At 66.3% G+C, this 24,197-nt stretch carries 20 protein-coding genes; 8 read left to right on the forward strand and 12 right to left on the reverse strand.

Annotated elements, in window-relative coordinates; genetic code table 11:
• Position 1: 1 nt before the first annotated feature.
• Positions 2 to 1,531, reverse strand: a complete 1,530-nt coding sequence (locus tag B133_RS0108400) for a carboxylesterase/lipase family protein (protein WP_018600355.1) — start codon at positions 1,529 to 1,531, stop codon at positions 2 to 4.
• 74 nt (positions 1,532 to 1,605) lie between these two features.
• Between B133_RS0108400 and B133_RS0108405 the strand changes: the two genes are divergently transcribed.
• The 5 genes from B133_RS0108405 (at position 1,606) to B133_RS0108425 (ending at position 7,997) form a co-directional block, all read left to right on the forward strand.
• On the forward strand, positions 1,606 to 2,496 hold the full coding sequence (locus B133_RS0108405; protein ID WP_018600357.1) for a neutral zinc metallopeptidase: 891 nt from the start codon (positions 1,606 to 1,608) through the stop codon (positions 2,494 to 2,496).
• On the forward strand, positions 2,489 to 4,123 hold the full coding sequence (locus B133_RS0108410) for a DUF885 domain-containing protein (RefSeq protein ID WP_026256146.1): 1,635 nt from the start codon (positions 2,489 to 2,491) through the stop codon (positions 4,121 to 4,123). Before B133_RS0108405 ends, B133_RS0108410 begins: the two co-directional genes overlap by 8 nt.
• Positions 4,124 to 4,180: 57 nt before the next feature.
• Positions 4,181 to 4,303, forward strand: coding sequence for a hypothetical protein (locus B133_RS23620; RefSeq protein WP_018600361.1), 123 nt, complete (start codon positions 4,181 to 4,183; stop codon positions 4,301 to 4,303).
• 452 nt (positions 4,304 to 4,755) lie between these two features.
• Positions 4,756 to 6,660 (forward strand): multicopper oxidase family protein, encoded by a 1,905-nt coding sequence (locus tag B133_RS0108420; RefSeq protein ID WP_018600364.1) that lies wholly within the window; start codon positions 4,756 to 4,758, stop codon positions 6,658 to 6,660.
• Between the two features lie 119 nt (positions 6,661 to 6,779).
• On the forward strand, positions 6,780 to 7,997 hold the full coding sequence (locus B133_RS0108425) for a hypothetical protein (protein ID WP_157625823.1): 1,218 nt from the start codon (positions 6,780 to 6,782) through the stop codon (positions 7,995 to 7,997).
• Here B133_RS0108425 and B133_RS0108430 read toward each other — a convergent pair.
• The 4 genes from B133_RS0108430 to B133_RS0108445 all read right to left on the reverse strand — a co-directional run bounded on the left by B133_RS0108430 (position 7,994) and on the right by B133_RS0108445 (position 11,575).
• Positions 7,994 to 9,007, reverse strand: coding sequence for an Rv2578c family radical SAM protein (locus B133_RS0108430; protein WP_018600368.1), 1,014 nt, complete (start codon positions 9,005 to 9,007; stop codon positions 7,994 to 7,996). The two genes, B133_RS0108425 and B133_RS0108430, sit on opposite strands and share 4 nt — an antisense overlap.
• A 115-nt stretch (positions 9,008 to 9,122) precedes the next feature.
• On the reverse strand, positions 9,123 to 9,557 hold the full coding sequence (locus B133_RS0108435; RefSeq protein ID WP_198291052.1) for a hypothetical protein: 435 nt from the start codon (positions 9,555 to 9,557) through the stop codon (positions 9,123 to 9,125).
• A gap of 87 nt (positions 9,558 to 9,644) precedes the next feature.
• Positions 9,645 to 10,913, reverse strand: coding sequence for a histidine--tRNA ligase (hisS, locus tag B133_RS0108440; RefSeq protein ID WP_018600372.1), 1,269 nt, complete (start codon positions 10,911 to 10,913; stop codon positions 9,645 to 9,647).
• Entirely contained in the window at positions 10,910 to 11,575 is a 666-nt protein-coding gene (locus tag B133_RS0108445) for an MBL fold metallo-hydrolase (RefSeq protein ID WP_018600374.1), read from the reverse strand. Before B133_RS0108445 ends, hisS begins: the two co-directional genes overlap by 4 nt.
• 119 nt (positions 11,576 to 11,694) lie before the next feature.
• Here B133_RS0108445 and B133_RS0108450 point away from each other — a divergent pair, with 119 nt between their 5' ends.
• A complete protein-coding gene (locus tag B133_RS0108450) occupies positions 11,695 to 12,561 on the forward strand; it encodes a peptidylprolyl isomerase (protein WP_018600375.1) in 867 nt (288 codons plus the stop codon).
• A 3-nt stretch (positions 12,562 to 12,564) separates the two neighbouring features.
• Positions 12,565 to 13,575, forward strand: coding sequence for a peptidylprolyl isomerase (locus B133_RS0108455; RefSeq protein ID WP_018600377.1), 1,011 nt, complete (start codon positions 12,565 to 12,567; stop codon positions 13,573 to 13,575).
• A gap of 21 nt (positions 13,576 to 13,596) precedes the next feature.
• On the opposite strand, the gene B133_RS0108460 is transcribed toward B133_RS0108455, so the two are convergent.
• The 6 genes from B133_RS0108460 to yajC all read right to left on the reverse strand — a co-directional run bounded on the left by B133_RS0108460 (position 13,597) and on the right by yajC (position 21,788).
• Positions 13,597 to 15,927 (reverse strand): bifunctional (p)ppGpp synthetase/guanosine-3',5'-bis(diphosphate) 3'-pyrophosphohydrolase, encoded by a 2,331-nt coding sequence (locus B133_RS0108460; RefSeq protein WP_018600380.1) that lies wholly within the window; start codon positions 15,925 to 15,927, stop codon positions 13,597 to 13,599.
• Positions 15,928 to 15,984: 57 nt separating this feature from the next.
• Positions 15,985 to 16,527 carry an adenine phosphoribosyltransferase gene (locus tag B133_RS0108465; RefSeq protein ID WP_018600382.1) on the reverse strand — a complete coding sequence of 181 codons (543 nt, stop codon included), beginning with the start codon at positions 16,525 to 16,527 and terminating at the stop codon, positions 15,985 to 15,987.
• Positions 16,524 to 18,233 carry an ABC transporter substrate-binding protein gene (locus tag B133_RS0108470; RefSeq protein WP_198290987.1) on the reverse strand — a complete coding sequence of 570 codons (1,710 nt, stop codon included), beginning with the start codon at positions 18,231 to 18,233 and terminating at the stop codon, positions 16,524 to 16,526. The genes B133_RS0108465 and B133_RS0108470 overlap by 4 nt, the downstream gene beginning before the upstream one ends.
• A 5-nt stretch (positions 18,234 to 18,238) precedes the next feature.
• On the reverse strand, positions 18,239 to 19,534 hold the full coding sequence (gene secF / locus B133_RS0108475) for a protein translocase subunit SecF (RefSeq protein ID WP_018600386.1): 1,296 nt from the start codon (positions 19,532 to 19,534) through the stop codon (positions 18,239 to 18,241).
• A 4-nt stretch (positions 19,535 to 19,538) separates the two neighbouring features.
• A complete protein-coding gene (gene secD / locus B133_RS0108480) occupies positions 19,539 to 21,356 on the reverse strand; it encodes a protein translocase subunit SecD (protein WP_018600388.1) in 1,818 nt (605 codons plus the stop codon).
• Between the two features lie 72 nt (positions 21,357 to 21,428).
• Complete coding sequence (gene yajC / locus B133_RS0108485; protein ID WP_026256150.1) at positions 21,429 to 21,788, reverse strand: preprotein translocase subunit YajC; 360 nt, start codon at positions 21,786 to 21,788, stop codon at positions 21,429 to 21,431.
• Between the two features lie 272 nt (positions 21,789 to 22,060).
• Here yajC and gabT point away from each other — a divergent pair, with 272 nt between their 5' ends.
• Positions 22,061 to 23,401, forward strand: coding sequence for a 4-aminobutyrate--2-oxoglutarate transaminase (gene gabT, locus B133_RS0108490; protein ID WP_026256151.1), 1,341 nt, complete (start codon positions 22,061 to 22,063; stop codon positions 23,399 to 23,401).
• Here gabT and B133_RS0108495 read toward each other — a convergent pair.
• Entirely contained in the window at positions 23,398 to 24,018 is a 621-nt protein-coding gene (locus tag B133_RS0108495; RefSeq protein WP_018600394.1) for a hypothetical protein, read from the reverse strand. The genes gabT and B133_RS0108495 overlap by 4 nt on opposite strands.
• Positions 24,019 to 24,197: the final 179 nt, after the last annotated feature.

The raw sequence follows: 24,197 nt of genomic DNA on the forward strand, positions 1-24,197 counted from the left end.
CCTAGTACAGGCCCGCCCAGGCCGCGCGTCGGACCGCGTCGGGATCAGCGACCATCTCGTCACGTCCGGACCGGATCACCCGTGTCAGTCGGCGCACGGTGTCGTATTGCGGCCAGTCCTGAAAGACCTGGTCCTCCTCGCGTGCGGGAAATATCTCGTCCTCCTCGCGTGCGGGGCACCCCCCGGTGGCGAAATCCAGCCAGGTGCGTTGCATGCGCCGCCCCACCGACGGCTGGATGCGGCGCCCGAGCGGATGCAATTTGCGGCCCAGATATGAGCCGTAGCTGTGTTGGATGTGGACGATCTCGCTGCCGTGGGCCGCGCCGAGCCCCAGTACCTTGAGCGTCCAGGTGGTGTGATCGAACCGGTAGGCGTGCGTCGGCGCATGCGCGCTGTAAGCGTCGGCGAAAGCCCACGTCGGAGCACCGAACATGACATCGGAGCCGATCGCGATCAACGCCTTGCGGCGCGGAAAGTCCGGGTAGGCCGCGAGCACGCCGGGTCCGGCGGACGGATCAGTGCGCGCGAAGAAAGCCTGGATGGCCGCTTCGGTGGTGGGCAGCATCGGCGGCTTGCCCCACGCGAACATCGAGGCCTCGTGGCTGTTGGTGCCGATGATCAACGGCACGTGGCCGACGGCCCCGGCTCGGGCCGCCTCGATCGGATGCTGCGGCAGCAGGTCGACACCGTAGGTCAATCCATAGGCCAATGTCGGTGTGTGTTGCGCACTTTCCAGCTGCAGCTGCCCGGCGGCGCGGCGCAACTGCCGTTGCGGCAGGGTCTTGACCACTTCGGCGCCGACACCGAGGGCGGCCAGAAAGCGGCGCGCCTGCCGGGCTCGGGTCTCACGATCGGCGATCAGCGGCAGCGCCGGGCTCTGGGCAATCGCGCGGGCGAACAATCCCGTGGCGGCCGGGCTGGCCAACAATGCCAGTACCGACGTAGCACCGGCAGATTCGCCGAACACCGTCACCTGCCCGGGGTCACCACCGAACGCAGCGATGTTGTCCCGCACCCAGGCCAGTGCGGCGAGTTGATCCCGCACGCACAGGTTGTCGTCGAAACCGGGACCGAGGTCGCTGAGCTCGAAACCGCCGAACACCCCCAGCCGGTAGGTGACATTGACCACCACCACATTGCCGTTGGCAGCCAACCGCGACCCGTTGTAGAGCTGCAATTGACCCGCGCCGTACACAAACGCGCCGCCGGGAATCCACACCATGACCGGCAATGAACCCGTCGTATCCGGGGACCACACGGTGACGGTCAGGCACGCTTCGTCACGGATCTTGGGGTCGTCACGACCGCCCCCGACGAATGAACGGCCTTGCGGCGGCAACGGCCCGTGGTCGACGGCGTCGTGCACACCGGTCCACGGTGACAGCGGTTGCGGCGCCAGAAACCGTCGCGCACCGACGGGTTGCCGGGCGTAAGCGACACCCCGCCACACCCCGACACCGTCCTCGACGGTGCCGCGGAGCCGCCCCAGCGAAGTATGGGCGATGGTCGAATGTTCCGCGACGACGGACACGTCTGAATCCTAGTGTGGCAAGCTGGACACGCTGTCGAGTACGACCTACCGGCGAATGGCGATGGAGCGACGCGATGACCTTCAACGAGGGTATGCAGATCGACACGAGCACCACGTCGACCGGCGGCGGAGGCCGCGGCCCCGGTCGTGGACTGGCCATCGGCGGTGGCCTCGGCGGCCTGCTGGTGGTCGTGGTCGCGCTGTTCCTCGGTATCGATCCCGGCACGATCATGCCGGAGCAACAGCAAATCGACGCCGGGGGCGCCCAGGCTCAAGGTATCGACCTGAGTCACTGCAAGACCGGCGCCGACGCCAACAAGTACGTGGAGTGCCGCGTGGTGGCCACCGGTAACTCGGTGGACGGGGTCTGGTCGCAACTGCTCAAGGGCTACACCCGGCCGCACATGAAGCTGTTCAAGGATCAGGTGAACACCGGGTGCGGTCCGGCCACCACAGCGGTCGGCCCGTTCTACTGCCCCGTGGACCAGACTGCCTACTTCGACACCGGGTTCTTCCAGGTACTCGTCGACCAATTCGGTTCCAGCGGCGGGCCATTGGCACAGGAATACGTGGTGGCCCACGAGTACGGGCATCACGTGCAGAATCTGCTGGGTGTGTTGGGCCGAGCCCAGCAGGACCCGCAAGGCGCGACCGGTGCAGGCGTGCGCACTGAACTTCAGGCCGACTGCTACGCCGGCGTGTGGGCGCACTACGCGTCGATCACCAAACAGGAGAGCACAGGGGTGCCGTACCTGGAACCGTTGAGCGACAAGGACATCGCCGATGCTCTGTCGGCCGCCCAGTCGGTCGGTGACGACCGGATCCAGAAGGCGGCGACCGGCCGGGTCAACCCGGAGACGTGGACTCATGGCTCTTCGGCGGAGCGGCAAAAGTGGTTCACCGTCGGCTACCAGACCGGCGACCCCAAGAAGTGCGACACGTTCGCCGCAGCCAACCTTGGTTAGGGCACAGACCGAGGTAGACACCGTCGCGGAGCGCTACCTCCAGAGATACGCACAGCTGGATCCCTGCGCGGCAACCGAATTGGGCATCAAAGGCCACGATGCCGAGATCACCGACTACTCTCCCGACGGCGTGGCCGCGCGCGCCGAAGCGGCCCGGTCCGCACTGCGGGAACTCGCTGGGACCACCCCGGTCGACGATGTCGACGTGGTGACCGTCGCGGCCCTGACCGAACGACTCGGCGTGATCATCGAACTGCACGACGCCGGGCTGGATCTGGGTGAGCTGAACGTGATCGCCTCGCCGTTGCAGGCCATGCGCGACGTGTTCGATCTGATGGCCGTCGACACCGTGGACGACTGGTCGTTGATCTCGCGGCGCCTGGCCCAGGTTCCGGATCGCGTCGACGGTTACGCCCTCGCCCTGCGGACCGCGGCAGGCAACGGACATGCCCCGGCCGGCCGCCAAGTCACCCGCGGTATCGATCAGGCCACACGGATCGGGCAGTTGTTCATCGACATGGTCTCCCGGGCCGTCCCGGAAAACCCGGTGCTGCACCGTGAGTTACGCGCCCGGGCCGAGGCAGCCGCCGCGGCGTACCGACGGCTGGCGACCACGCTGCGAGACGATGTCGCCCCGCATGCCCGCCGGCAGGACGCCTGTGGCCGCGATGCCTACCGGCTGCTCTCCCGCTCGTTTCTCGGCGCCGAAGTCGACCTCGACGAAACCTACACGTGGGGCATCGAGCTTCTGGAAGCGATTGTGGCCGAACAGGTGTCGATCGCACAGCAGCTCTACCCCGGCGCCACCGTGGCCGAGACCCTGCGCCGCCTCGACGACGAGCCGCGCTATGTGCTCACCGGCACCGATGCGCTGCAGGCCTGGATGCAGGATCTGTCCGATCGCGCGGTGGACTCGTTGGCCGGCACGCACTTCGACATCGCCGAGCCGCTGCGCAGGCTGGAGTGCCGGATCGCGCCGACCCAGACCGGCGGCATCTACTACACCGGCCCGTCGGAGGATTTCAGCAGGCCGGGCCGGATGTGGTGGTCGGTGCCACCCGGTGTCGAGCAGTTCCACACCTGGCAAGAGACCACTACCGTCTTCCACGAAGGTGTTCCTGGGCACCATCTGCAGATCGGCCGGGCCGTGGTGTTGGCCGACCAGCTCAATCGATGGCGCCGGCTGGGGTGCTGGGTGTCGGGACACGGTGAGGGCTGGGCCCTATACGCCGAACGGTTGATGGCCGAGCTGGGCTGGCTCAGCGACGCCGGCAACCGCATGGGCATGCTTGACGCGCAACGGTTTCGGGCCGCCCGGGTGGTAATCGACATCGGAGTCCACTGCGGCATGAAAGCACCCGACGGAGCAGTCTGGGATGCCGAGCGGGCGTGGAACTTCCTCACCTCACATTCGGCCATGGCCCCGGAGAATCTGCAGTTCGAGCTGGACCGGTACCTGGGCTGGCCGGGGCAGGCCCCGTCGTACGCCATCGGCCAACGGATCTGGCAACAGCTGCGCGACGACGCGCTACAAGCCGGGGCGTCGTTGAAACAGTTTCACAGCCGCGCGCTGGATCTCGGCGGTCTGCCGCTCGATGTGCTGCGGTCGGCGTTGTCGACGACATGACCCATTCCGGCATCGAGCCCGACTCGGCAGGCGCGGTGGCCGACGGGTTACGTCAAGGTGTCCGGCGACTCGTGGTCGCGCCGCGGCATGCGCAGCAAAGGCAGCACCTTCACCGTGGCGTCACTGGCGCTCCAGCACCTGCGCGACATCGTGCATCACGCGTACGACGTGGACCGCTGACCGCACCCACAAAGCCGGAGCCGGTCATCAGGGCACCGGTGCGACGTTGTCGATTGCGGTTTTCGCTTGCGCGGTGGGACCGGCGAAGCAGCGGGGCGCAGCGCGTCGCGACGACGCTCTAGTGCCCGTCGAGGGCTGTCAACTCGGCGCCGAGGCTGAGGTCGGGTAACCAGCCGCCCCACTCCGCGAATATGTGCTGGAACGTATCCTTACCTCACCGCGGGACGGCCACTGAGACTTCTCGATCGGGTGAGGGGAACTGATGCCGCGAGCCCGCACGCGGGTTCGCGGCTCTACGGATGCGATTCGACCCGCAAACAGGATGACCAGCGACGCGTCCCACGTGTTCACCTACTCTAGCCACCTGCGATGCGCCTGGGGAACCTCAGCAGGCTCCCCAGGTGGGGAACTCCGGCTACTGAAAAACCAACCTCGTGTGTTTCACTGGTCAGGTGGTTTCGCGACGAGGACGCCAGTTCAGCAGGCGGGCGGTACTGCTCGGCGGCGCTGCCGGTGTCCTGGGGCTGACGAGTTCGCTGGCATCGCGGCCAGCGGGTGCCGACGAACCCCCCTTCTTCCCGTCGACAGCACTCGACCAGCCGAATCTGCCCAACTTGAGATTTCAGGGCTTCCATTCGCCGCGGAACATCCGTCCCTTTATCGACGAGCTGCCGATCCTGCCGCGCCGGCAGCTCGGCGGTCGGATCGTCGCCGCGGAGGCCTTGCACGAATTTCACAGTGATATGCCGCCGGCCCCGAGTTGGGGATACGACGGCGTGAGCCACCTCGGTCCCATCATCGAGGTGCAACGTGGCGAAGTCGCGAAGACCACGTTCGTCAACGATCTCGGCCCTCACATCCTCTCCGACTACATCGACCCCTCGTTACACGGAGTCAGCGCCGATGACGCGACCCGCCCGCCGATAGTCGTGCACCTGCACGGCGCACCGAACTCACCTGTCGATGATGGCTATCCGACCGCCGTGATCCGCCCGGGCGAAAGCATCGACTACCAATTCAACAACGAACTGGAATCCGCCACGCTGTGGTATCACGACCATGCCATGGGGATCACCCGGCTGAACGTCTATGCCGGCCTCGCGGCACCGTACTGGGTCCGCGATGAATTCGACACCGGCAAGGAGGACAATCCGCTAGGCCTGCCGGCAGGTGACTACGAGGTGCCCCTGATCGTCTCCGACAAGGTGTTCACCCGCGACGGACGGCTGCGCTACGACAGCATCCGCACCCAGCTTCTCCGAAATCATTGGGGCGGCGGTCTTGCCGGAGACGTGATGGTCGTGAACGGCAAGGCGTGGCCGAATCTGAATGTGGACCGAGGGGTTTATCGGATCCGGCTCACGTCGGCTTCGTCGGTGAGCGACTACCGGATCGCGTTCTCGAACAACATGCCGTTCTGGGTCATCGGCAGTGACGGCGGGTTGCTCGACCAGCCCGTCGAAGTCCTCGCACTCGACGTCGTCTCGGCCGAACGCTACGACCTGCTGGTCGACTTCAGCGGCTTCGAACCCGGTGACGCCGTCGAAATGATCAACATCGCGCAGATCGCATGGATCGGCCAGCTCGGTGGTAGTGCGCAGGTGCGAAACATCATGAGGTTCAGTGCCACCGAGAAGGTCGGACAGTACACGGAGATCCCGAGGGATCTGCGTGGCGGCCGGCGGCAGCCGAAGCGGCTGCCGGCCTTGGCGGCCGCGACCGAGCCCCCTGTCACCCACACGTTGAACGTCAACCTCAACCGCGAGGGTGAGTGGCTCGCCAGGATAAACATGAACATCGACAACCTGGCATTCGACAGCAGCTGCGTGGATATCGCCCGCCAAGGCGGCGTAGAGCAGTGGAACTTGGTGAACGCCGATGTCACGCTGCAAACTCACGCGATCCACGTTCATCTCGCGCAGTTCCGGGTCATCGGACGGCAGAATTTCGATCGTCGCCAGTTCGCCCACGACCTGGACAGCCCGGGACATATCGGTGATGGCCGGTGGGCGCCGTCAGCCGAGGACTACGTGCACGGTCCTATGGAGGAGCCCGCTCCGTATGAGCGGGGCTGGAAGGACACCGTGCGATGCCCCCGCGGTCAGATCACGCGAGTTCTCATTCGCTGGCCGACCGCCGACGAACTCGGCTTCGACCCGGACGCTCCGTTCGAGGCTCCCGACGGAACTCCGCTGCAGGGTTACGTGTGGCACTGCCACATGCTCGATCACGAGGACAACGAGATGATGCGACGGATTCGGTTCGTCGCTCCGACGCTGCCCGACAGCGACCTGCCCACCTGCGACATGTCCGACTCTGACATGCCGATGTCCGGGCACGGCCATCACATGGGCTAAGAAACGTCACCCCGGAAAACGTGCGCGGCCACCGGGGTGAGTTCGAGTCACAGGCTCGGAGCAGGTGACGTAGGGTGACCGTGTCGCGCGCCACACTAGGTAGGGGAAATCACATGTACATGCCCGTTCGATCGAGCGCCGTGAAGGGACTCGCGATAGCTGGCGTCGGAGCCGCTGCAATCGCCACCACTGCACCCGCGGTGGTGACCGCCACACTTCCAACGCTGACTCGAGACGTTCAGCTGGCCGCCAGCCCCGCGCCCGGGGCAATCCTGGGCACCGTCCTGTCAAACCAGTTGGGGAACTTCCAGCTGCAATGGCCCTACGTCCGGGAGGGTGTCGTGGACGCACCCACTGCGGTGCTAGTCGCGCCGCTGACCTTCCTCGGCGCAGTCCAATCGGGGGCCTCCCCGCTGGTGATCATCGGCGTTACGGGCGGATCGATCACCCAACCGGTGAGCGACGCCTGGGACGGCATCATCACCACCGACCTCGACCAGATCCTGCCGAGAGCCCAGAACTCGCTGCTGTCGACGATCGTCGCCGGGTTCAATGTCGGCGAATCGGTGACCGGAGGATTGCCGGCCTACCTCGAGGCTCTCGTCACCGGGCGCAACCAGGTCTTCAACGCCGTCAGCCAGCCGCTGTCGGACTATCCGGATCAACAGCCACCCCTGCCGGACACGCTGCCCGAAGTCGTTGCCGTGGAATCGGTCAATGTGCTCAGCGGGGTGGTGTTCGGCGGCGGTGAACTGGTCGCGCTGGGTATCCTCCAGGCGCCCAACGACTTCTACCAGACTCTGGCGGAAGGTGGCAGCCTCGGCGACGCGGTCGGGGCGAGTGCCGCCAGGGTGGAACAACGGGTCGGCCAGGGCGTCGATGTCGCAACCGCATCGATAGAGAACGCGGTGGTAAACATCCGCAACGCGAAACATGGCATCTTCCCCACGGCGGATGACGTCGAGGCCGAGGTCAGCTCGTCGGACTCGGAAAGCAACACCCCGACAACCAACAACGCCTCAGCCAAGAATATGGGAACCAACAGTGTCGCCAGCGTGCCCACAGGCGTGCTGACCCCCCCGAAGCTGGCGATCACACCGCCGTCGGCGCCCCGCTCCGGCTCCACGACGGTCGTACGCCCGTCGTTCAAGGCCGTCGTCGGATCGATCGGTACACCGCCACGTGGCGGAAACACCGCACCGGAGAAGGCGATGAAGAGCCCGGTCGGCCAGTTGAGCAGCACGGTGTCGGGTGTCGGAGCCCAGGTCAAGAAGGTCACCGACGGCCTCGCCAAGGCTGTCACGCCGCGCGACAAGGCTAAGACCTCCGCAGACTAAAACAGGGTGGGATGCGCCGGTGCGGTGGTTTCGGGGACGGCACCGGCGCTCGCCGTAAGCGGTCGCCCCGCCAGCCCGTACCGGGCGAGCAGCGGCGCCACCCTGATACGAAGCGCGTTGCGGTAGTCCTGCGGCAAGTAGGCCCCGCGCCGGTACAACCGCTGGTATTCGCCGACGAGTTCGGGATACGAGCGGTGAAGCCACTGAAGGAACCAGCCGCGTGTCGATCCCCTCAGATGCAGCCCGAACACCGTGGCCCCCGTCGCGCCCGCCGCCGCGATCCGGCCGAGCAGCATGTCGAGATGTTCGACCGAATCGGTCAGGTACGGCAGCACCGGCGCGACCATGACGTGGCAGTCCAGCCCCGCCTCGCGCACCGCCGAGATCAGCGCCAGCCGCGCCTGCGGCGACGGTGTACCGGGTTCGACATCACGATGCAGATCCGGATCACCCACCGCCAGCGAGATGGCTACGCTCGCCCCCGGCCCGTTGTGCGCGGCGTCAGCGACGAGCGGCAGGTCGCGGCGCAAGAGCGTTCCCTTCGTCAAGATCGAGAAGGGCGTTCCGGAATCAGACAGCGCGCGAAGGATTCCCGGCATCAGCACGTATCGGCCTTCGGCCCGCTGATACGGGTCGGTGTTGGTGCCGAGTGCGACGGTCTCCCTGGTCCAGGACCTGCGGTGCAGTTCGCGTCGCAGCACCTCGGCGACGTTGGTCTTGACGACAACCTGGGTGTCGAAATCGACGCCGCAGTCGAACTCCAGGTACTCATGGGTTGGGCGGGCGAAGCAATACCGACAGGCGTGTGAACAACCCCGGTAGCCGTTGACGGTATAGCGAAACGGCAATGCCGACGACGCGGGAATCTTGTTCAGCGCCGACTTGCACACGACTTCGTGAAAGGTGATGCCGTCGAACTGCGGAGTCCGCACACTGCGGACGAACCCGAGACGCTGCAGCCCGGGCAGTGCGCCGTCGTCGACCCGCAACCCCTGCCCATCCCAGCGCATGCTTCTATCGAACAATTGTTCGAGTAGAATGTCAAGAACACGTCGCCAGCTATCTCACCCCGGCGGTCTATGCGCTATCCGGCGACCATCTCGTCGGATGCCGCATCCGGCCAGTTCACCACTGCCCGAGCTGGCACCGCGGGCTGTAGGGATGGTCGTTCTGAATGGCCACCTGACCGTCGACGGAGATCTCGCAGTGCGCTTGGGGTGCCTCACGCCCGCCGTGCGTGGTACTGCTGACCGTGAAGATCGCCCACTGCGGGTCAGCCAGCGTGGTATCGAACACCCAGGGGTTGTCCGGTCCCACGTTCACCTGGGCCTTCTGCAGATACTTGTACGGATCGGCGTTGTAGACGTCTTTGCTCGGCGGCTGGGTAGCCAGGTAGTAGAGATCGAAATCGTAGGGAGCACCCGACGTCAGCGTGTAACGGACCTCGTGTTCGGCGGCCGGATCGGCATTCGCCACCGAAGTACCGACAGTCTGCCCAACCGTAATAGATGCAGCCGCTACCACCAACGCGGCACCGACCCGGCTCGTCACGTTTCGCATGTTCCTCATATCGAGGCACGCTACCGGGTTGTTACAGATGTGACAGGCTCGCAAAAGAGCATTTGGTGCAAGCCACGAGGCGAGACGTCAGGGCGTGAGTCGGGAAAGCAGCTCTGCGACGACGGCATCGGCTGCGATGTCGACCTGTTCACCGGTCGAGAGGTCTTTCAATCCGATGGTTCCTGCGTCGAGGTCTCGATCACCGGCCACCAGCGCGTACTTGGCGCCAGACCGGTCCGCCGCCTTCATCGCACCCTTGAGTCCGCGGTCGCCGTAGGCCAGGTCGACCCGCACGCCGTCGGCCCGTAACCGCGCAGCCAGCTTGACGAGCTCGAGCTTGGCGGCCTCGCCGACCGGCACCCCGAACACCTGCACCCCGCTGTTGGCACCGGCCGCCGTCTTCCCCTCGGCCTGCAACGCCAGCAGTGTGCGGTCGACACCGAGGCCGAATCCGATACCCGACACATCCTGACCGCCGAGGCGACGCATCAGTCCGTCGTAGCGCCCACCGCCGCCGATGCCCGACTGCGCACCCAGCCCATCGTGTACGAACTCGAACGTCGTCTTGGTGTAGTAGTCCAGGCCACGCACCATGCGCGGGTTGATCACATAAGGAATCCCGAGCGCGTCCAGGTGTGCCTGCACGGTTTCGAAGTGCTGCTTGGCGGTATCGGACAAGTGGTCGAGCATCAGGGGCGCATCGGCGGTCATCGCCCGCACCTCGGGCCGCTTGTCGTCGAGCACGCGCAGCGGATTGATCTCCGCGCGCCGCCGGGTCTCCTCGTCGAGATCGAGCTTGAACAGGAATGCCTGCAGGAGTTCGCGGTAGGCCGGGCGGCAGGTGTCATCGCCCAGCGATGTGAGCTCGAGCCGGAAGCCGTCGAGCCCCAGCGAACGGAAACCGAAGTCGGCGATCGCGATCACTTCGGCGTCGAGTGCCGGATCGTCGACGCCGATGGCCTCGACCCCCACCTGTTGCAGCTGGCGATAGCGTCCTGCCTGCGGCCGCTCGTATCGGAAAAACGGCCCCGAGTAGCACAGCTTGACCGGCAGTGCCCCGCGGTCCAGCCGATGCTGGATGACCGCACGGATCACCCCGGCGGTGCCCTCGGGACGCAAGGTCACCGAACGCTCGCCGCGGTCGGCAAAGGTGTACATCTCCTTGGAGACCACGTCGGTGGACTCCCCCACGCCGCGGGCGAACAACGCGGTGTCCTCGAAGATCGGCAGCTCGATGTCGCCGTAGCCGGCACGGCGGGCCGCGGTCAACAGGCCGTCTCGGACGGCGACGAACTGGGCCGACTCCGGCGGCAGATAGTCGGGGATGCCCTTGGGCGCCTGGAATGCAGATGTCACAGAGTCAAACCTTCGAGAAATGGATTGGTGCGGCGTTCGTGCCCGATCGTCGAGCGCGGACCGTGTCCCGGTAGTACCACGGTGTCGTCGTCGAGCACCAACAGTTTTGTCACGATCGAACCGAGCAGGTCCCGACCGCTGCCGCCGGGCAGGTCGGTGCGCCCGACCGAGGACCGAAACAGCGTATCGCCCGTGAAAACGACATCCGTCAGGCCATTGGTCAGCCGGAAGACCACCGAGCCTCGGGTATGCCCGGGCGTGTGGTCGACGGCCACGGTGATGCCGCCCAGCTCCACTTTGTCGCCGTCGTGGTCCAGCTCGACGAGTTGACGCGGCTCGGAGAACAGCATCCCGAACGCCAGCTGGGCCAGGCGCGGCCCGAATCCCTTGATCGGATCGGTGAGCATGAACCGGTCCTCGGGGTGGATATAGGCCGGACAGGCGTAGGTGTCGGCCACCTTCTGCGCCGACCAGATGTGGTCGATATGGCCGTGAGTGAGCAGGACCGCGGCCGGGGTGAGCCGGTTTTCGTCGAGAATGCGGCGCAGCGGCCCCAGCGCCCGCTGACCTGGATCGACGACGATCGCGTCGGCGCCGGGCCGTTCCGCCACGACGTAGCAGTTGCACGCCAGCATCCCGGCTGGGAATCCGGTGAGGAACACGGTTGCCAGTTTCCCACGTCGGTTCGGCACCTCCTGTTCACGCGGGTCGGAAGGCTCGGATTCAGCATCACCTGGCAGACTCGATGCCGATCGAAACGCCCACCAGGAGGACGACTGCGGTGCCCACCAACGAACAACGACGAGCGACGGCCAAGCGCAAGCTGGAACGCCAACTGGAGCGTCGCGCAGCCCAGGAGCGCAAGCGCCGTCTCCTGACTATCGTCGGCGCGGTTGTGGCTGTCATCGTGGTGATCGGCGCGGGCGTCGGCATCTTCGTCTTCAACCGGGATTCGGGGAGCACCACGGCCTCCGCCGCCACCAGTACCCCGTCCACCGAGGCGCAGCCCTCGGCCGACGGCCAGCTGCCGGCGTTCGTGGCCCCGGCCAACCTCGGTGCGGACTGCCAGTACCCGGCAACCGGCGAGGCCAGCAAGAAGGTCAACCCGCCGCGCACCGGCAAGGTGCCCACCGACCCCGCGACGGTCAGTGTGAGCATGACGACCAACCAGGGCAACATCGGCCTGCAGCTGGACAACGCCAAAGCACCGTGCACCGTCAACAACTTCGCCAGCCTGGCCCAGCAGGGCTACTTCAACGACACGCCCTGCCACCGGCTGACCACCGGCGGCCTGTCGGTCCTGCAATGCGGCGACCCCACCGGTAAGGGCACCGGCGGCCCCGGCTACCAGTTCGCCGACGAATACCCGGCCAATCAGTACCAGCCGGACAACCCGGCGCTGCAGCAGCCGGTGGTTTACCCGCGCGGCACTTTGGCCATGGCCAATGCCGGCCCGGGTACCAACGGCAGCCAGTTCTTCCTGGTCTACAAGGACTCACAGCTGCCCCCGAACTACACCGCGTTCGGCACCATCGACGCGACCGGCCTGGCAACCCTCGACAAGATCGCCGCGGGCGGCGTGTCCGGTGGTGGCCAGGACGGCAAGCCGGCCATCGGCGTCGAGCTGAAGTCCGTGGCGCTGGACTGACCCGTGACGATCCCGCCGCCGGGGGGCGGATACCAGCCTGGATATCCGCCACCGGTCGGGTATCCCGCCCCGCCGCCGACCAACGGCCTGGCGATCGCCGCCCTGATATGCGGTTTCTTGTTCGCGCCCCTCGGCATCGTCTTCGGGCACATCTCGCTGTCGCAGATCCGGCGCACCGGCGAGCAGGGCCGCGGGCTGGCGATCACCGGTTTGGTGGTCGGCTACCTGATGACGGCGCTCGCGCTGCTGGCGGTGGTACTCGTGGTGGCGGCCAGTCTCTTCACCGTTAGCTTCCTGCACGACCTCAAAGTGCCCATCGACAGCAGCGCCACGCCGTACCCGACCGCTCAACCATCGGTATCCCCACCGCCCACCGGGACGTCGCCGTCCCCGGCAACACCGTCGGCGCGGGCGAACGCGGGCTCCAACTGCCAATACCCTGCTTCCGACACGCCTGCCAAGCCGGTCACGCCACCGCGTACCGGGAAGGTGCCCACTGACCCTGCCACCGTCAGTGCCAGTGTCACCACGAACCAGGGCAACATCGGCCTGGACCTCGACAACGGTCGCGCACCGTGCACGGTCAACAACTTCGCCAGCCTGGCCCAGCAGGGCTACTTCGACGACACCCCGTGCCACCGACTGACCACCGGCGGCATCTATGTCCTGCAGTGCGGTGACCCGACCGGTGAGGGCACGGGTGGGCCGGGCTACACGTTCGCTGATGAATACCCGGTCGACCAATACCCACCCGACGACCCCGCACTGCAGCAGCCGATCACCTATCCGCGAGGCACCCTTGCCATGGCCAATGCCGGCCCGGGCACCAACGGCAGCCAGTTCTTCCTGGTGTACCAGGATTCGCAGCTGCCCCCGAACTACACGATGTTCGGCACCATCGACGCGACCGGGTTGGCAACCCTCGACAAGATCGCCGCGGCGGGCGTGTCCGGCGGCGGCCAGGACGGCCCACCGGCCAACCCGGTGACGATCACCTCGGCGCGGCTGGATTGACGCCGACGAGTGCCTGCTCGATCAGGCCGCGCTGGTGACCCGATACACGTCGTAGACACCCTCGACGTTGCGCACCACGCTCAGCAGATGACCGAGGTGCTTCGGATCGCCCATCTCGAAGGTGAACCGGCTGATGGCCACCCGGTCGTTGGAGGTGGTGACCGATGCCGAGAGGATGTTGACCTTCTCGTCGGCCAGCACCCGAGTGACGTCCGAGAGCAGGCGGTGCCGGTCGAGCGCCTCGACCTGGATCGCCACCAGGAACACCGACGACGGTGACGGCGCCCATTGCACGTCGATGATGCGTTCCGACTGTTCTTGCAGCGAGGCCGCATTCGTGCAATCGGTGCGGTGGACGCTGACGCCCCCACCCCGGGTGACGAAGCCCATGATGGTGTCGCCGGGCACCGGGGTACAACACTTGGCCAGCTTGGTCAGCACACCGGGCGCTCCCGGTACGGCCACGCCGGTGTCGTCGGTGGTGCGCTGCCGGACCGGCATGGTCGCCGGGGTCGACCGCTCGGCGAGTTCGTCCTCGGCCGCGTCGTCGCCGCCGAACTGGGCGAGCAACCGCTGCACCACATGCCGCGCCGAGACGTGCCCCTCACCGACCGCGGTGTAGAGCGCCGACACGTCGGTGTAGCGCAGCTCACGGGCCAACGCACCCATGGTCTCGCCAGTCATCAAACGCTGCAACGGAAGTCCGTTGCGACGGACCTCGCGGGCGATGGTGTCCTTGCCGGACTCCAGGGCCTCCTCGCGGCGCTCCTTGGCGAACCACTGCCGGATCTTGGCCTTGGCCCGGGGCGACACCACAAAGGTCTGCCAGTCCCGCGACGGGCCGGCATTGGATGCCTTCGAAGTAAAAATTTCGACCACTTCGCCGTTTTCGAGCTTGCGTTCCAGCGCCACCAGGCGGCCGTTGACGCGGGCCCCGATACAACGGTGGCCGACCTCGGTATGCACCGCGTAGGCGAAGTCCACCGGGGTGGACCCGGTCGGCAGCGTGACCACGTCACCCTTGGGCGTGAACACGAAGATCTCCTGCACCGCAAGGTCGTAACGCAGCGATTCCAAGAATTCGCCGGGGTCGGCGGCCTCCCGCTGCCAGTCCAGCAGCTGGCGCATCCAGGCCATGTCGTCGATCTCGGTCGAGGTGTGCGGATGCGGAACCCCGTTGCGGCCCTTGGCTTCCTTGTAGCGCCAGTGCGCGGCGATACCGTACTCGGCGGTGCGGTGCATGTCGCGGGTGCGGATCTGCACCTCCAGCGGCTTGCCCTCCGGCCCGACGACGGTGGTGTGCAACGACTGGTATACGCCGTAGCGCGGTTGGGCGATGTAGTCCTTGAAACGCCCCGCCATCGGCTGCCACAGCGAGTGCACGACGCCCACGGCGGCGTAACAATCACGGATCTCATCGCAGAGGATCCGCACACCGACCAAATCGTGGATGTCATCGAAGTCGCGGCCCTTGACGATCATCTTCTGGTAGATCGACCAGTAGTGCTTGGGCCTGCCCTCGACCGTAGCGTTGATCTTCATGGCCGACAACGCGACGCCGATCTCGGCGCGCACCTTGGCCAGATAAGTGTCCCGTGACGGTGCCCGGTCGGCGACCAGGCGCACGATCTCCTCGTACTTCTTGGGATGCAGGATCGCGAACGACAGATCCTCCAGCTCCCATTTGACCGTCGCCATCCCGAGCCGATGAGCAAGCGGCGCAATGACTTCCAGTGTCTCGCGGGCTTTGTGGGCCTGCTTCTCGGGTGGCAGGAATCGCATGGTGCGCATGTTGTGCAGGCGGTCGGCCACCTTGATCACCAGCACCCGCGGATCACGGGCCATCGCGATGATCATCTTGCGAATAGTCTCGCCCTCGGCCGCCGAGCCCAGCACCACCTTGTCCAGCTTGGTCACGCCGTCTACCAAATGGCCGACCTCACTGCCGAATTCGGCGGTCAGCGCCTCCAGTGTGTAGCCGGTGTCCTCGACGGTGTCATGCAGCAGCGCCGCCACCAGCGTCGTGGTGTCCATCCCGAGCTCGGCCAGGATATTGGCGACCGCCAGCGGATGGGTGATGTAAGGGTCACCGGATTTGCGCATCTGGTCGGCATGTCGCTTGTCGGCGACGTCGTAGGCGCGCTGCAGCAGCTGCAGATCGGCCTTCGGATATATCTCCCGGTGCACCGCCACCAGCGGTTCGAGCACCGGGTTCACGGCGCTGCGCTGCGCCGTCATCCGTCGAGCCAGCCGGGCGCGCACGCGACGCGACGCGCTGGTCTTGGCGACGTCGGCCGGGGTCGGATCGGGTGGAGACTGCACGGCTTGACCGGTACCGGGATTGTCGGCCATCGCCGTCACCTCCTGCTGTTCATCCCCACCTGTTCATCCAGAGTTCGAGGATATCCCTCACACCGTGTGCAGGCTGCTAACGGGCAGAGGGGCGACCGCACCGCGACCACGCAGTTCGGTCAACTCCAGTACGACCGCGGCGCCGGTTACCACGGCACCACTCGCAGTAAGGAGCTTCACCGCCGCAGCCAGCGTTCCGCCAGTGGCCAGCACATCGTCGATGATGACAACGTTGCGCCCGGCGATATCAATCCCCTCGGCCGGGATCTCCAGGGTCGCTGTGCCGTATTCCAGCTGGTAGGTCGCGCTGCGTACGGGCGGCGGCAACTTTCCGCCCTTGCGGACCGCGAGCACGCCGGTGCCCAGGCGGGTCGCGACGGCCGCCCCCAGCAGGAAACCACGCGCATCCAGGCCAGCCACCAGATCCGCGCCCGCGGCGCTGGCGGCCAGCGCGTCGGTGACCGCGCAGAGCCCGTCAGCGTCGGCCAGCAACGGAGTCAGATCCTTGAATTGCACGCCCGGCTCCGGGAAGTCGGCGACCTCGCGGGTCAGCGAGGCGACGAGCCGGGAGATGTCGGTGACGGCGTGCCGCTCGGTCACTTCGACAACTTCCAACGGTCCATGTTCCAGCCGGCACCCCAGCGGGTCGGATTGCTGCTCACGGCATACATCTTGGTCGATGTCAGCACCGTGCGCTGCTGGCGGTACAGCGGCAGCGTCGGCATGTCGCCCCATAGGATCGGCCCACCTTCCCCGACCAAGCGAGTCAGCTCCTTGGGATCCGACGTCACGGCCAGCGCGTCGATGATGCCGTCGATGCGTTCGTTGTTGTAGCCGGAGAGGTTGTTGCCGTTGCCACCATGCAGGGTATAGGCGTCGATCGCCGAGGACCCCGACGAACCACTTCCTGTCGCTCCGCCGGTACTGGCCAATAGCACGTCGAATTCGTTGTTACGCAACGCCACCGGACCGGCCGATTCTGATCCGGCGTCCTGCACCGTGATGCCGGCGGGCGCGCACGACTTGGCGATTGCACCCACCGTCGCGGCCAGCCGGGCGTTGGGCGTCTGGTACCCGATGCGGACAGTCAGCGGCTGGTTGTGGATCTCGGCGCGGGCGGCGTCGGGATCGGCGACGGTGAACTGGCCGGCAGCCGCAGCGCCCTCGGCCGCACCGAAAGCATCGTCAGCGGCCGGGCTGAGCCGCGAGTTGGCGATGGGCATAGCGACGTTGCGGGCGATGACGTCGCGGGGTGTGCACAGTGCCAATGCCCGCCGGGCCTGGGTGGCCGCCAGCGGCCCGCCCGGCGCGAAAATCAGCTGCTCGATGCCGGCCGACGGGGTGTCAGTGCTGACGTAGTCGTCCGGGAGATTGAGCACACCCGAGGACCCCGTGGCAATGTCGACGACATCGAAGTCCCCTTGGTTGACCCGCTCCTGGATATCGGCGCCGCGCGGCCACACCGTGATCTTCTCCGTGATGGGCTTGGTGCCCCACCACTTGTCGTTGGCCACCAGTGTCACGGCGCCATCCTTGGACACCGAGTCCAGCCGGTACGGGCCCGAGGACGGGAAGTGCTTGAGATCGACGCCCGGCTTGAGGTCCCACGTGGTGTTCCAGGCCTGGGCGATACGGTCCACCGTGGGCCCGTCAGCGGTCTGCAATGCGGTGGTGACTCCGCTCTCCACGAGGCCCAGCTCGTCGGCGATGACATGCGACGGCATCAGTGAGGTTGCGGTGAACAGCTGCCCGTAGTCGACGAACGGACGATCCTGGGCGAACGACACCCGGGCCTTCTTCTGGCCGGATGTGCAATCCACAGCCGAGATGTCGCGGTAACCGGCCTCGCTGGCCGTGTCGAAGCCGGCGAATCGACCCGACTGCGCGGCCCACGCGAGCACCAGATCGTCACAGGTGACCGGCTTGCCGTCGGAGTACACCGCCTTGTCGTCGATCACGTAGTCGAGCACCAGCGGCGCACGGCCCACCACAGACACCGACCCGAAGTCGTGATCAGCGACGACCTGACCGTCTGGTCCGTGGTAGGAAAAACCGGTCAAGGCGCGCGCGAAGGCCTGCGGCCCGGCCGACGCCGCACCGGCGACGGTGTTCGTGTTGTAGGTGGGCAGGGTGCCGTCGACCGCATAGTCGATCGCATCGGCCGAACTCCCCCCGCACGCCGACACTCCGAGGACGGCCAGCAGCGTCACCACAGCCGCGCAGAGCAGTCGCGTTCCTCGCGTCCGCAGTACCTGATTCGCTCCTCGCGTCCGCGGAACCCGCCCGGCGGCCCCCCAGTGCGCCATCGGGACTACCGCCGGGTGTTCCGCTTGCCCGACGGACGACCGGTTTTCGCCGTGGGCCGCGCTCCCGGCGCAGGCTTGGCCGGAGCCCGCGAGCTCACGACCGCGGAGACGGTCTGCTCCGCATCGTCGGCGTCGTCCACGTCGTCGGTTTCGACGTCGTGTGCGGCCGTCTTGGCATTTGGCTCCTTGTCCGCCTTCGCGGCGCCGGGGTGGCGGCGGTTGAGCACCTTCTTGGTGTGCCTGCGCACCAATTCGGTGCGCTCACGCAGCGACACCAGCAGCGGCGTGGCGAAGAAGATCGAGGAGTAGGTACCAACGATCACGCCGACCAGCTGCACCAGGGCCAGGTCCATCAGCGTTCCGACACCGAGCAGCCACACCGCGACCACGATCAGGGCCAGGATCGGCAGTACCGAAATCAAGCTGGTGTTGATCGAGCGCATGAACGTCTGGTTGACCGCAAGGTTGGCCTGTTCGGCGAACGTGCGCCGCGTGGTGTGTTCGAAGCCGTGGGTGTTCTCCTCGACCTTGTCGAACACGATCACGGTGTCGTAAAGCGAGAAGCCCATGATGGTCAGCAGGCCGATGACGGTCGCCGGGGTCACCTCGAACCCGACCACCGAGTACACGCCCGCGGTGACCAGCAGGTCGAAGACCAGCGACGCCAGCGCCGAGAGCGCCATGTACTTCTCGTAGCGCCAGGTGATGTAGACGGTCGCCAGCACCAGGAAGACGATCAGCGCGATCACGGCTTTCTGCGTGATCTGGCCGCCCCAGGTTTCCGACACCGCCGAGTCGCTGATCGCCTGCTTGCTGGGTTTGCCGTCCTCACCCTTCGGGTGAAAAGCGTCGAACAGCGCCGTGCGCAGCTTCTCGGTGTCCGCGTTGGTCAGGGTCTCGGACCGGATCTGAACGGTCGCCGAAGAGCCGTTGCCGACCACAACCACCGATTCGGGACTGTGGCCCAGCGTCTTGCTGAACACGTCCTCGACCTGCTGGGTGCTGATCGTGCCGGACTCGCCGGCCGACGGCATCGAGACCTTGGTTCCGCCCTCGAAATCGATGCCGAAGGTGAATCCGCGCACCACGATGCTGATGATCGCGATCGCGACGATGACGCCGCTGACGGCGTACCAGAGCCTGCGCCGGCCGACGACCTCGAAAGCGCCGGTCCCGGTGTAGAGCCGCACGAAGAATCCATGCTTGGGCAACGCCGTCGACGTCGCCTCGATGCTGGGAGCCTCGACGGCCTCCGTGCTGTCGACGTCGATGTCGGTGTCGGTTGAGTGCTTCGCCGCCATCTGTCTACCCCCGTCCCGCCGTTGCGTGCGCGGCTTCTCGACGTTCCCGGGCGATCTGTTGCACCGCACCGAGACCGTTGAGTGCTGGATTGGCCATCGTCGGCGACTTCGACGCCAGGTACACCAGCGGCCAGGTCACCAGGAACACCACCACGAGGTCGAGCAGCGTGGTCAACCCGAGGGTGAACGCGAAGCCCTTCACCTGACCGATCGCCAGCACATACAGCACCAGGGCGGCCAGGAAGGTCACCGCGTTGCCCGACACGATGGTCTTTCTGGCTCGCGCCCAACCGCGCGGAACCGCCGACCGGAACGAACGACCCTCTCGGATCTCATCTTTGATGCGTTCGAAGAACACCACGAACGAGTCGGCTGTGGTCCCGATACCGATGATCAAACCGGCGATGCCTGCCAGGTCCAGCGTGTATCCGATGTATCTGCCGAGCAACACCAGGATCGCGAAAACCATTGCGCCGGAAGCCACCAGCGAAAGCGCCACCAGCAGTCCCAGCACCCGGTAGTACAGCAGCGAGTACAGCAGCACGGCCGCCAGGCCGATCGCGCCGGCGATCAAGCCGGCCCGCAGCGAGGATAGACCCAGTGTCGCCGAGACGGTTTCGGCTTCCGACGATTCGAAGGACAGCGGCAGGGAGCCGTATTTCAGGACGTTGGCGAGTTCTCTGGCCGAGTCTGCGGTGAATTTTCCGGTGATCTGGGTGCGGCCACCAGGGATCGCTTCCCGGATCTCCGGGGCGCTGACCACCCGTGAATCGAGGGTGAATGCCGTCTGGGTGCCGACATTGGCTGCGGTGAAGTCCGCCCAGGTCTTGGCGCCGCCGCTCTTGAACTCCACGTCGACGACGTACTGGCCCTGCTGCTGATCCAGGCCCGAGGTGGCGTTCTGGATTTCCTCGCCGCTCATGATCGACTTGTTGAGCAGGTAGACGGTCTGCCCGTCGGTGGAGCAGGTGACCAGCGGCAGGTTCGGATCATCGTTGCCCGCGAGCACGTCATCCTCACCACAGCGGGTGGCCTGGAACTGCAGCGCCAGAATCTGTATCGACGGATTGGTGCTCTGCCGCAACTGCTTCTCGTCGGCGATGCGCTGGGCCAGATCGCCCTTCGCATCCGCGGGCGCCGGAGCCGGTGACTGGGCGGGAGGTGCAGGAGCGGGTGTGGGCTCCCCCGGCGTCGGCGCAGGCTCCTGCGGATACGGCCGCGGCTGCGGTGCCGGCTGCTCACCATCGGTGGGAGAAACAGGCTCCGGTGCTGGCGGTTCTCCGGGCTCACCGACAGGAGCAGGCGCCTCACCGGGCACGGCTCCCTGCGGGGGCTCGCCAGGAAGCGCTCCCGGCGCTCCGGGCACCGGTGGAGCACCTGGTACTCCCGGAACCGGTGGCGCACCTGGCGCCCCGGCCGGCGGCTGAGCCTGTTTGGGCTGTGCCGGCATGGCGTGGATGACCGGCCGGATGTAGAGCCGGGCGGTCTGGCCCAGGTTGCGCGCCTCATTGCCGTCGTTGCCGGGCACCGTGATCACCAGGTTGTTGCCGTCGATGACCACCTCGGATCCAGACACACCGAGACCGTCGACGCGGGCGCTGATGATCTGCTGGGCCTGCGACAGCGCTTCCCGGGTCGGCGCCGAGCCGTCGGGCGTGCGTGCGGTCAGGGTAACCCGGGTACCGCCCTGCAGGTCGATACCGAGTTTGGTCTTGGCCTGTTTGTCACCGGTGAGGAACACCAATAGATAGACGCCGATGAGCAGGACCAGGAAGAGCGTCAGGTAGCGGGCAGGGTGCACCGGCGCCGAAGACGATGCCACGTTTCTTGGGTCTCCTTGAGATCAGTTCGTCAGCACCGCAAAGGGTACGTGCTGGTCCTGAGTGGACAGCTGTCAGTCTTTCGTGCGTCCGTCGCTGTCGATGACGGCGGTGCTCTCGGTCAGCTCGATCACCGTCGGCGCCTCAGGCCCGGCGTTGCCCACCGCAGCATCGGCGTCGTCCGCGATGACGTCGCGGACCGCCAGCTTCATCCAGGTGGTGATGACGCCCGGGGCGATCTCCAGGTCGACGTTGTCATCGGTGATCCCGGTGATCGTGGCCTGCATACCCGACGTGGTGTGAACCCGGTCGCCGACCTTCAGCGAGTTGTGCAGATCGATGGTTTTCTGCATTGCCTTCTTCTGACGCCGCGACGCAAAGAACATAAAAGCGCCCATGATGACCAGCAGAGGGAGAAAAATGGCTATATCCATAGCGGCACTGTCTTTCGTGATCGAGTCGTGTGATCTTGGTTCCGGACCGGCAGGTCACGGCACCTCGTAAGGGACCAGTCTGCCATTGCGGTCACGCGCCGAGGCGGGCCCCGTCGCCCCGGCGACGCTTAGCGGTGCTAAGTTCCGGTGGTCGTGGGGCCGGGTGACAGCCGTTCAGCATCGGCCGAAACCGACAGTCGGGCACCCGGACGACTACCCTCGGACACGCTCCAATCCGTCCGCGCCGCCATCGGAGTTCGCAGGAGTCAGTGTTGAGCCATCCAGAGCAGAGCCGTCATCTCGCCACCACTATTCCGGGCCCCAAATCGCAGGCCCTCATCGATCGAAAAGCCGCGGCGGTGAGCCGCGGCGTGGGCACCATAATGCCCGTCTACGCCACGCGGGCCGGTGGCGGCATCGTCGAGGACGTCGACGGTAACCGGCTCATCGACCTGGGCTCCGGAATATCAGTGACCACCGTCGGCAATGCGGCACCCCTCGTGGTCGACGCCGTGGCCGCCCAGGCCGCCGACTTCACCCACACGTGCTTCATGGTGACGCCCTACGAGGGGTACGTCGCCGTCTGCGAACAGCTCAACCGATTGGCTCCGGTCGCGGGCGACAAACGCTCCGCACTGTTCAATTCCGGTTCCGAAGCGGTCGAGAACTCTGTGAAGATCGCGCGCTCCTACACCCACAAACCTGCCGTCGTGGCGTTCGATCACGCCTACCACGGCCGCACCAACCTCACCATGGCGCTGACGGCCAAAGTCATGCCCTACAAGAACGGCTTCGGCCCGTTCGCCCCAGAGATCTACCGCGCCCCGGTGTCCTATCCGTTCCGCGACGCCGAGTTCGGCAAGGAGCTGGCCACCGACGGCGAACTGGCCGCCAAGCGGGCGATCGATGTGATCGACAATCAGATCGGCGCCGACAATCTCGCGGCGGTGCTCATCGAACCGATTCAGGGCGAGGGTGGATTCATCGTCCCCGCCGACGGTTTCCTGCCTGCGCTGCTGGCCTGGTGTCGGGCGAATGACGTGGTGTTCATCGCCGACGAGGTGCAGACCGGATTCGCCCGTACCGGCGCCATGTTCGCCTGCGAACACGAAGGGATCGACCCCGATCTGATCGTCACCGCCAAGGGCATTGCCGACGGCATGCCGCTGTCGGCTGTGACCGGTCGCGCCGAAATCATGGACTCGCCGCACGTATCCGGGCTGGGCGGTACCTACGGCGGCAATCCTGTCGCCTGCGCCGCGGCGCTCGCCACGATCGAGACCATCGAGCTTGACGGCCTGGTGGCCCGGGCCCAGCAGATCGAAACCCTGATGAAAGACCGGCTGGGACGGTGGCAGACCGAGGACGACCGCATCGGCGACGTGCGGGGTCGCGGCGCGATGATCGCCATGGAACTGGTCAGGGCCGGCACCACTGAACCCGATGCCGAACTGACCAAGGCGTTGTGCGCGGGCGCGCACGCCGCCGGGGTGATCGTGCTGTCCTGCGGCACCTACGGCAACGTGCTGCGCTTCCTGCCTCCGCTGACCATCAGCGACGGTCTGCTCGTCGAAGCTCTCGATATTCTCGAACTGATCCTGCGCGATCTTTAGTGCGCATGGGTGTGTCGCCTGCCGAACAGGCCGCCCCAGCCTCGGTGCTCACGCGCGGCCGCAGTGTCGGAAGCCGGTACCTCGACGGCCTGTGCGCTGGTCGGAACGGACTCGGCCACGACAGGCCGCCGTGCATACGCGACATCGCGGACACTACGAATCGACAAGCGGCCCAGCGCGAGGGCGCCCAGGAATACGATCACCGCACCCAGGCCGGAGAAGTAGGCCAGCTCCAATGCGATGCGCTTGGCGTCCGTGACGGCGACCGGGATACCCGCATCGCCGATGCTCAACAGGCCCGCCAGCGCGCGGCCGACGATGAACCATGCCCCGGCTATGACGGCCAGCCAACCGCCGAGCATCGCAGTCGCGCGGTTACCCGACGTCAATAGCAATAGCCCACCTAGTACGGCGACGGCTCCCGGCAACACCTCCAGCCAGCCGCGACCCACCGTCCACACCCAGCCTTGGTCGGGCGTGAAGGCGAAGTCGAGGTACGGGCCGATGAACGGGATCAGTGCACCCCAGGCTCCGAACACGACCAGGAGCAGACCGCTGGCCGCACCCCGACTGCGCGGCATCCGCATCAGACTTCCGCGGGTATCGAATTCGCTCATGTTGCCTCCTTTGACGAAGCAGTGGGTACCCACACGGCATCCGGAGATAACGCGCCAAGGGTGGCGGCATACGACTGGATCACGCCGCCGTGGCAGAACGTCGATCACCCGCGGTCTGTGCGGGTCGATCGGATAAGCCGAAAGACACAGTCTGGGCAATTCAGTGACGCGGCTCACAA

The sequence above is a fragment of the Mycobacterium sp. 155 genome (assembly GCF_000373905.1).
GTDB lineage: Bacteria > Actinomycetota > Actinomycetes > Mycobacteriales > Mycobacteriaceae > Mycobacterium.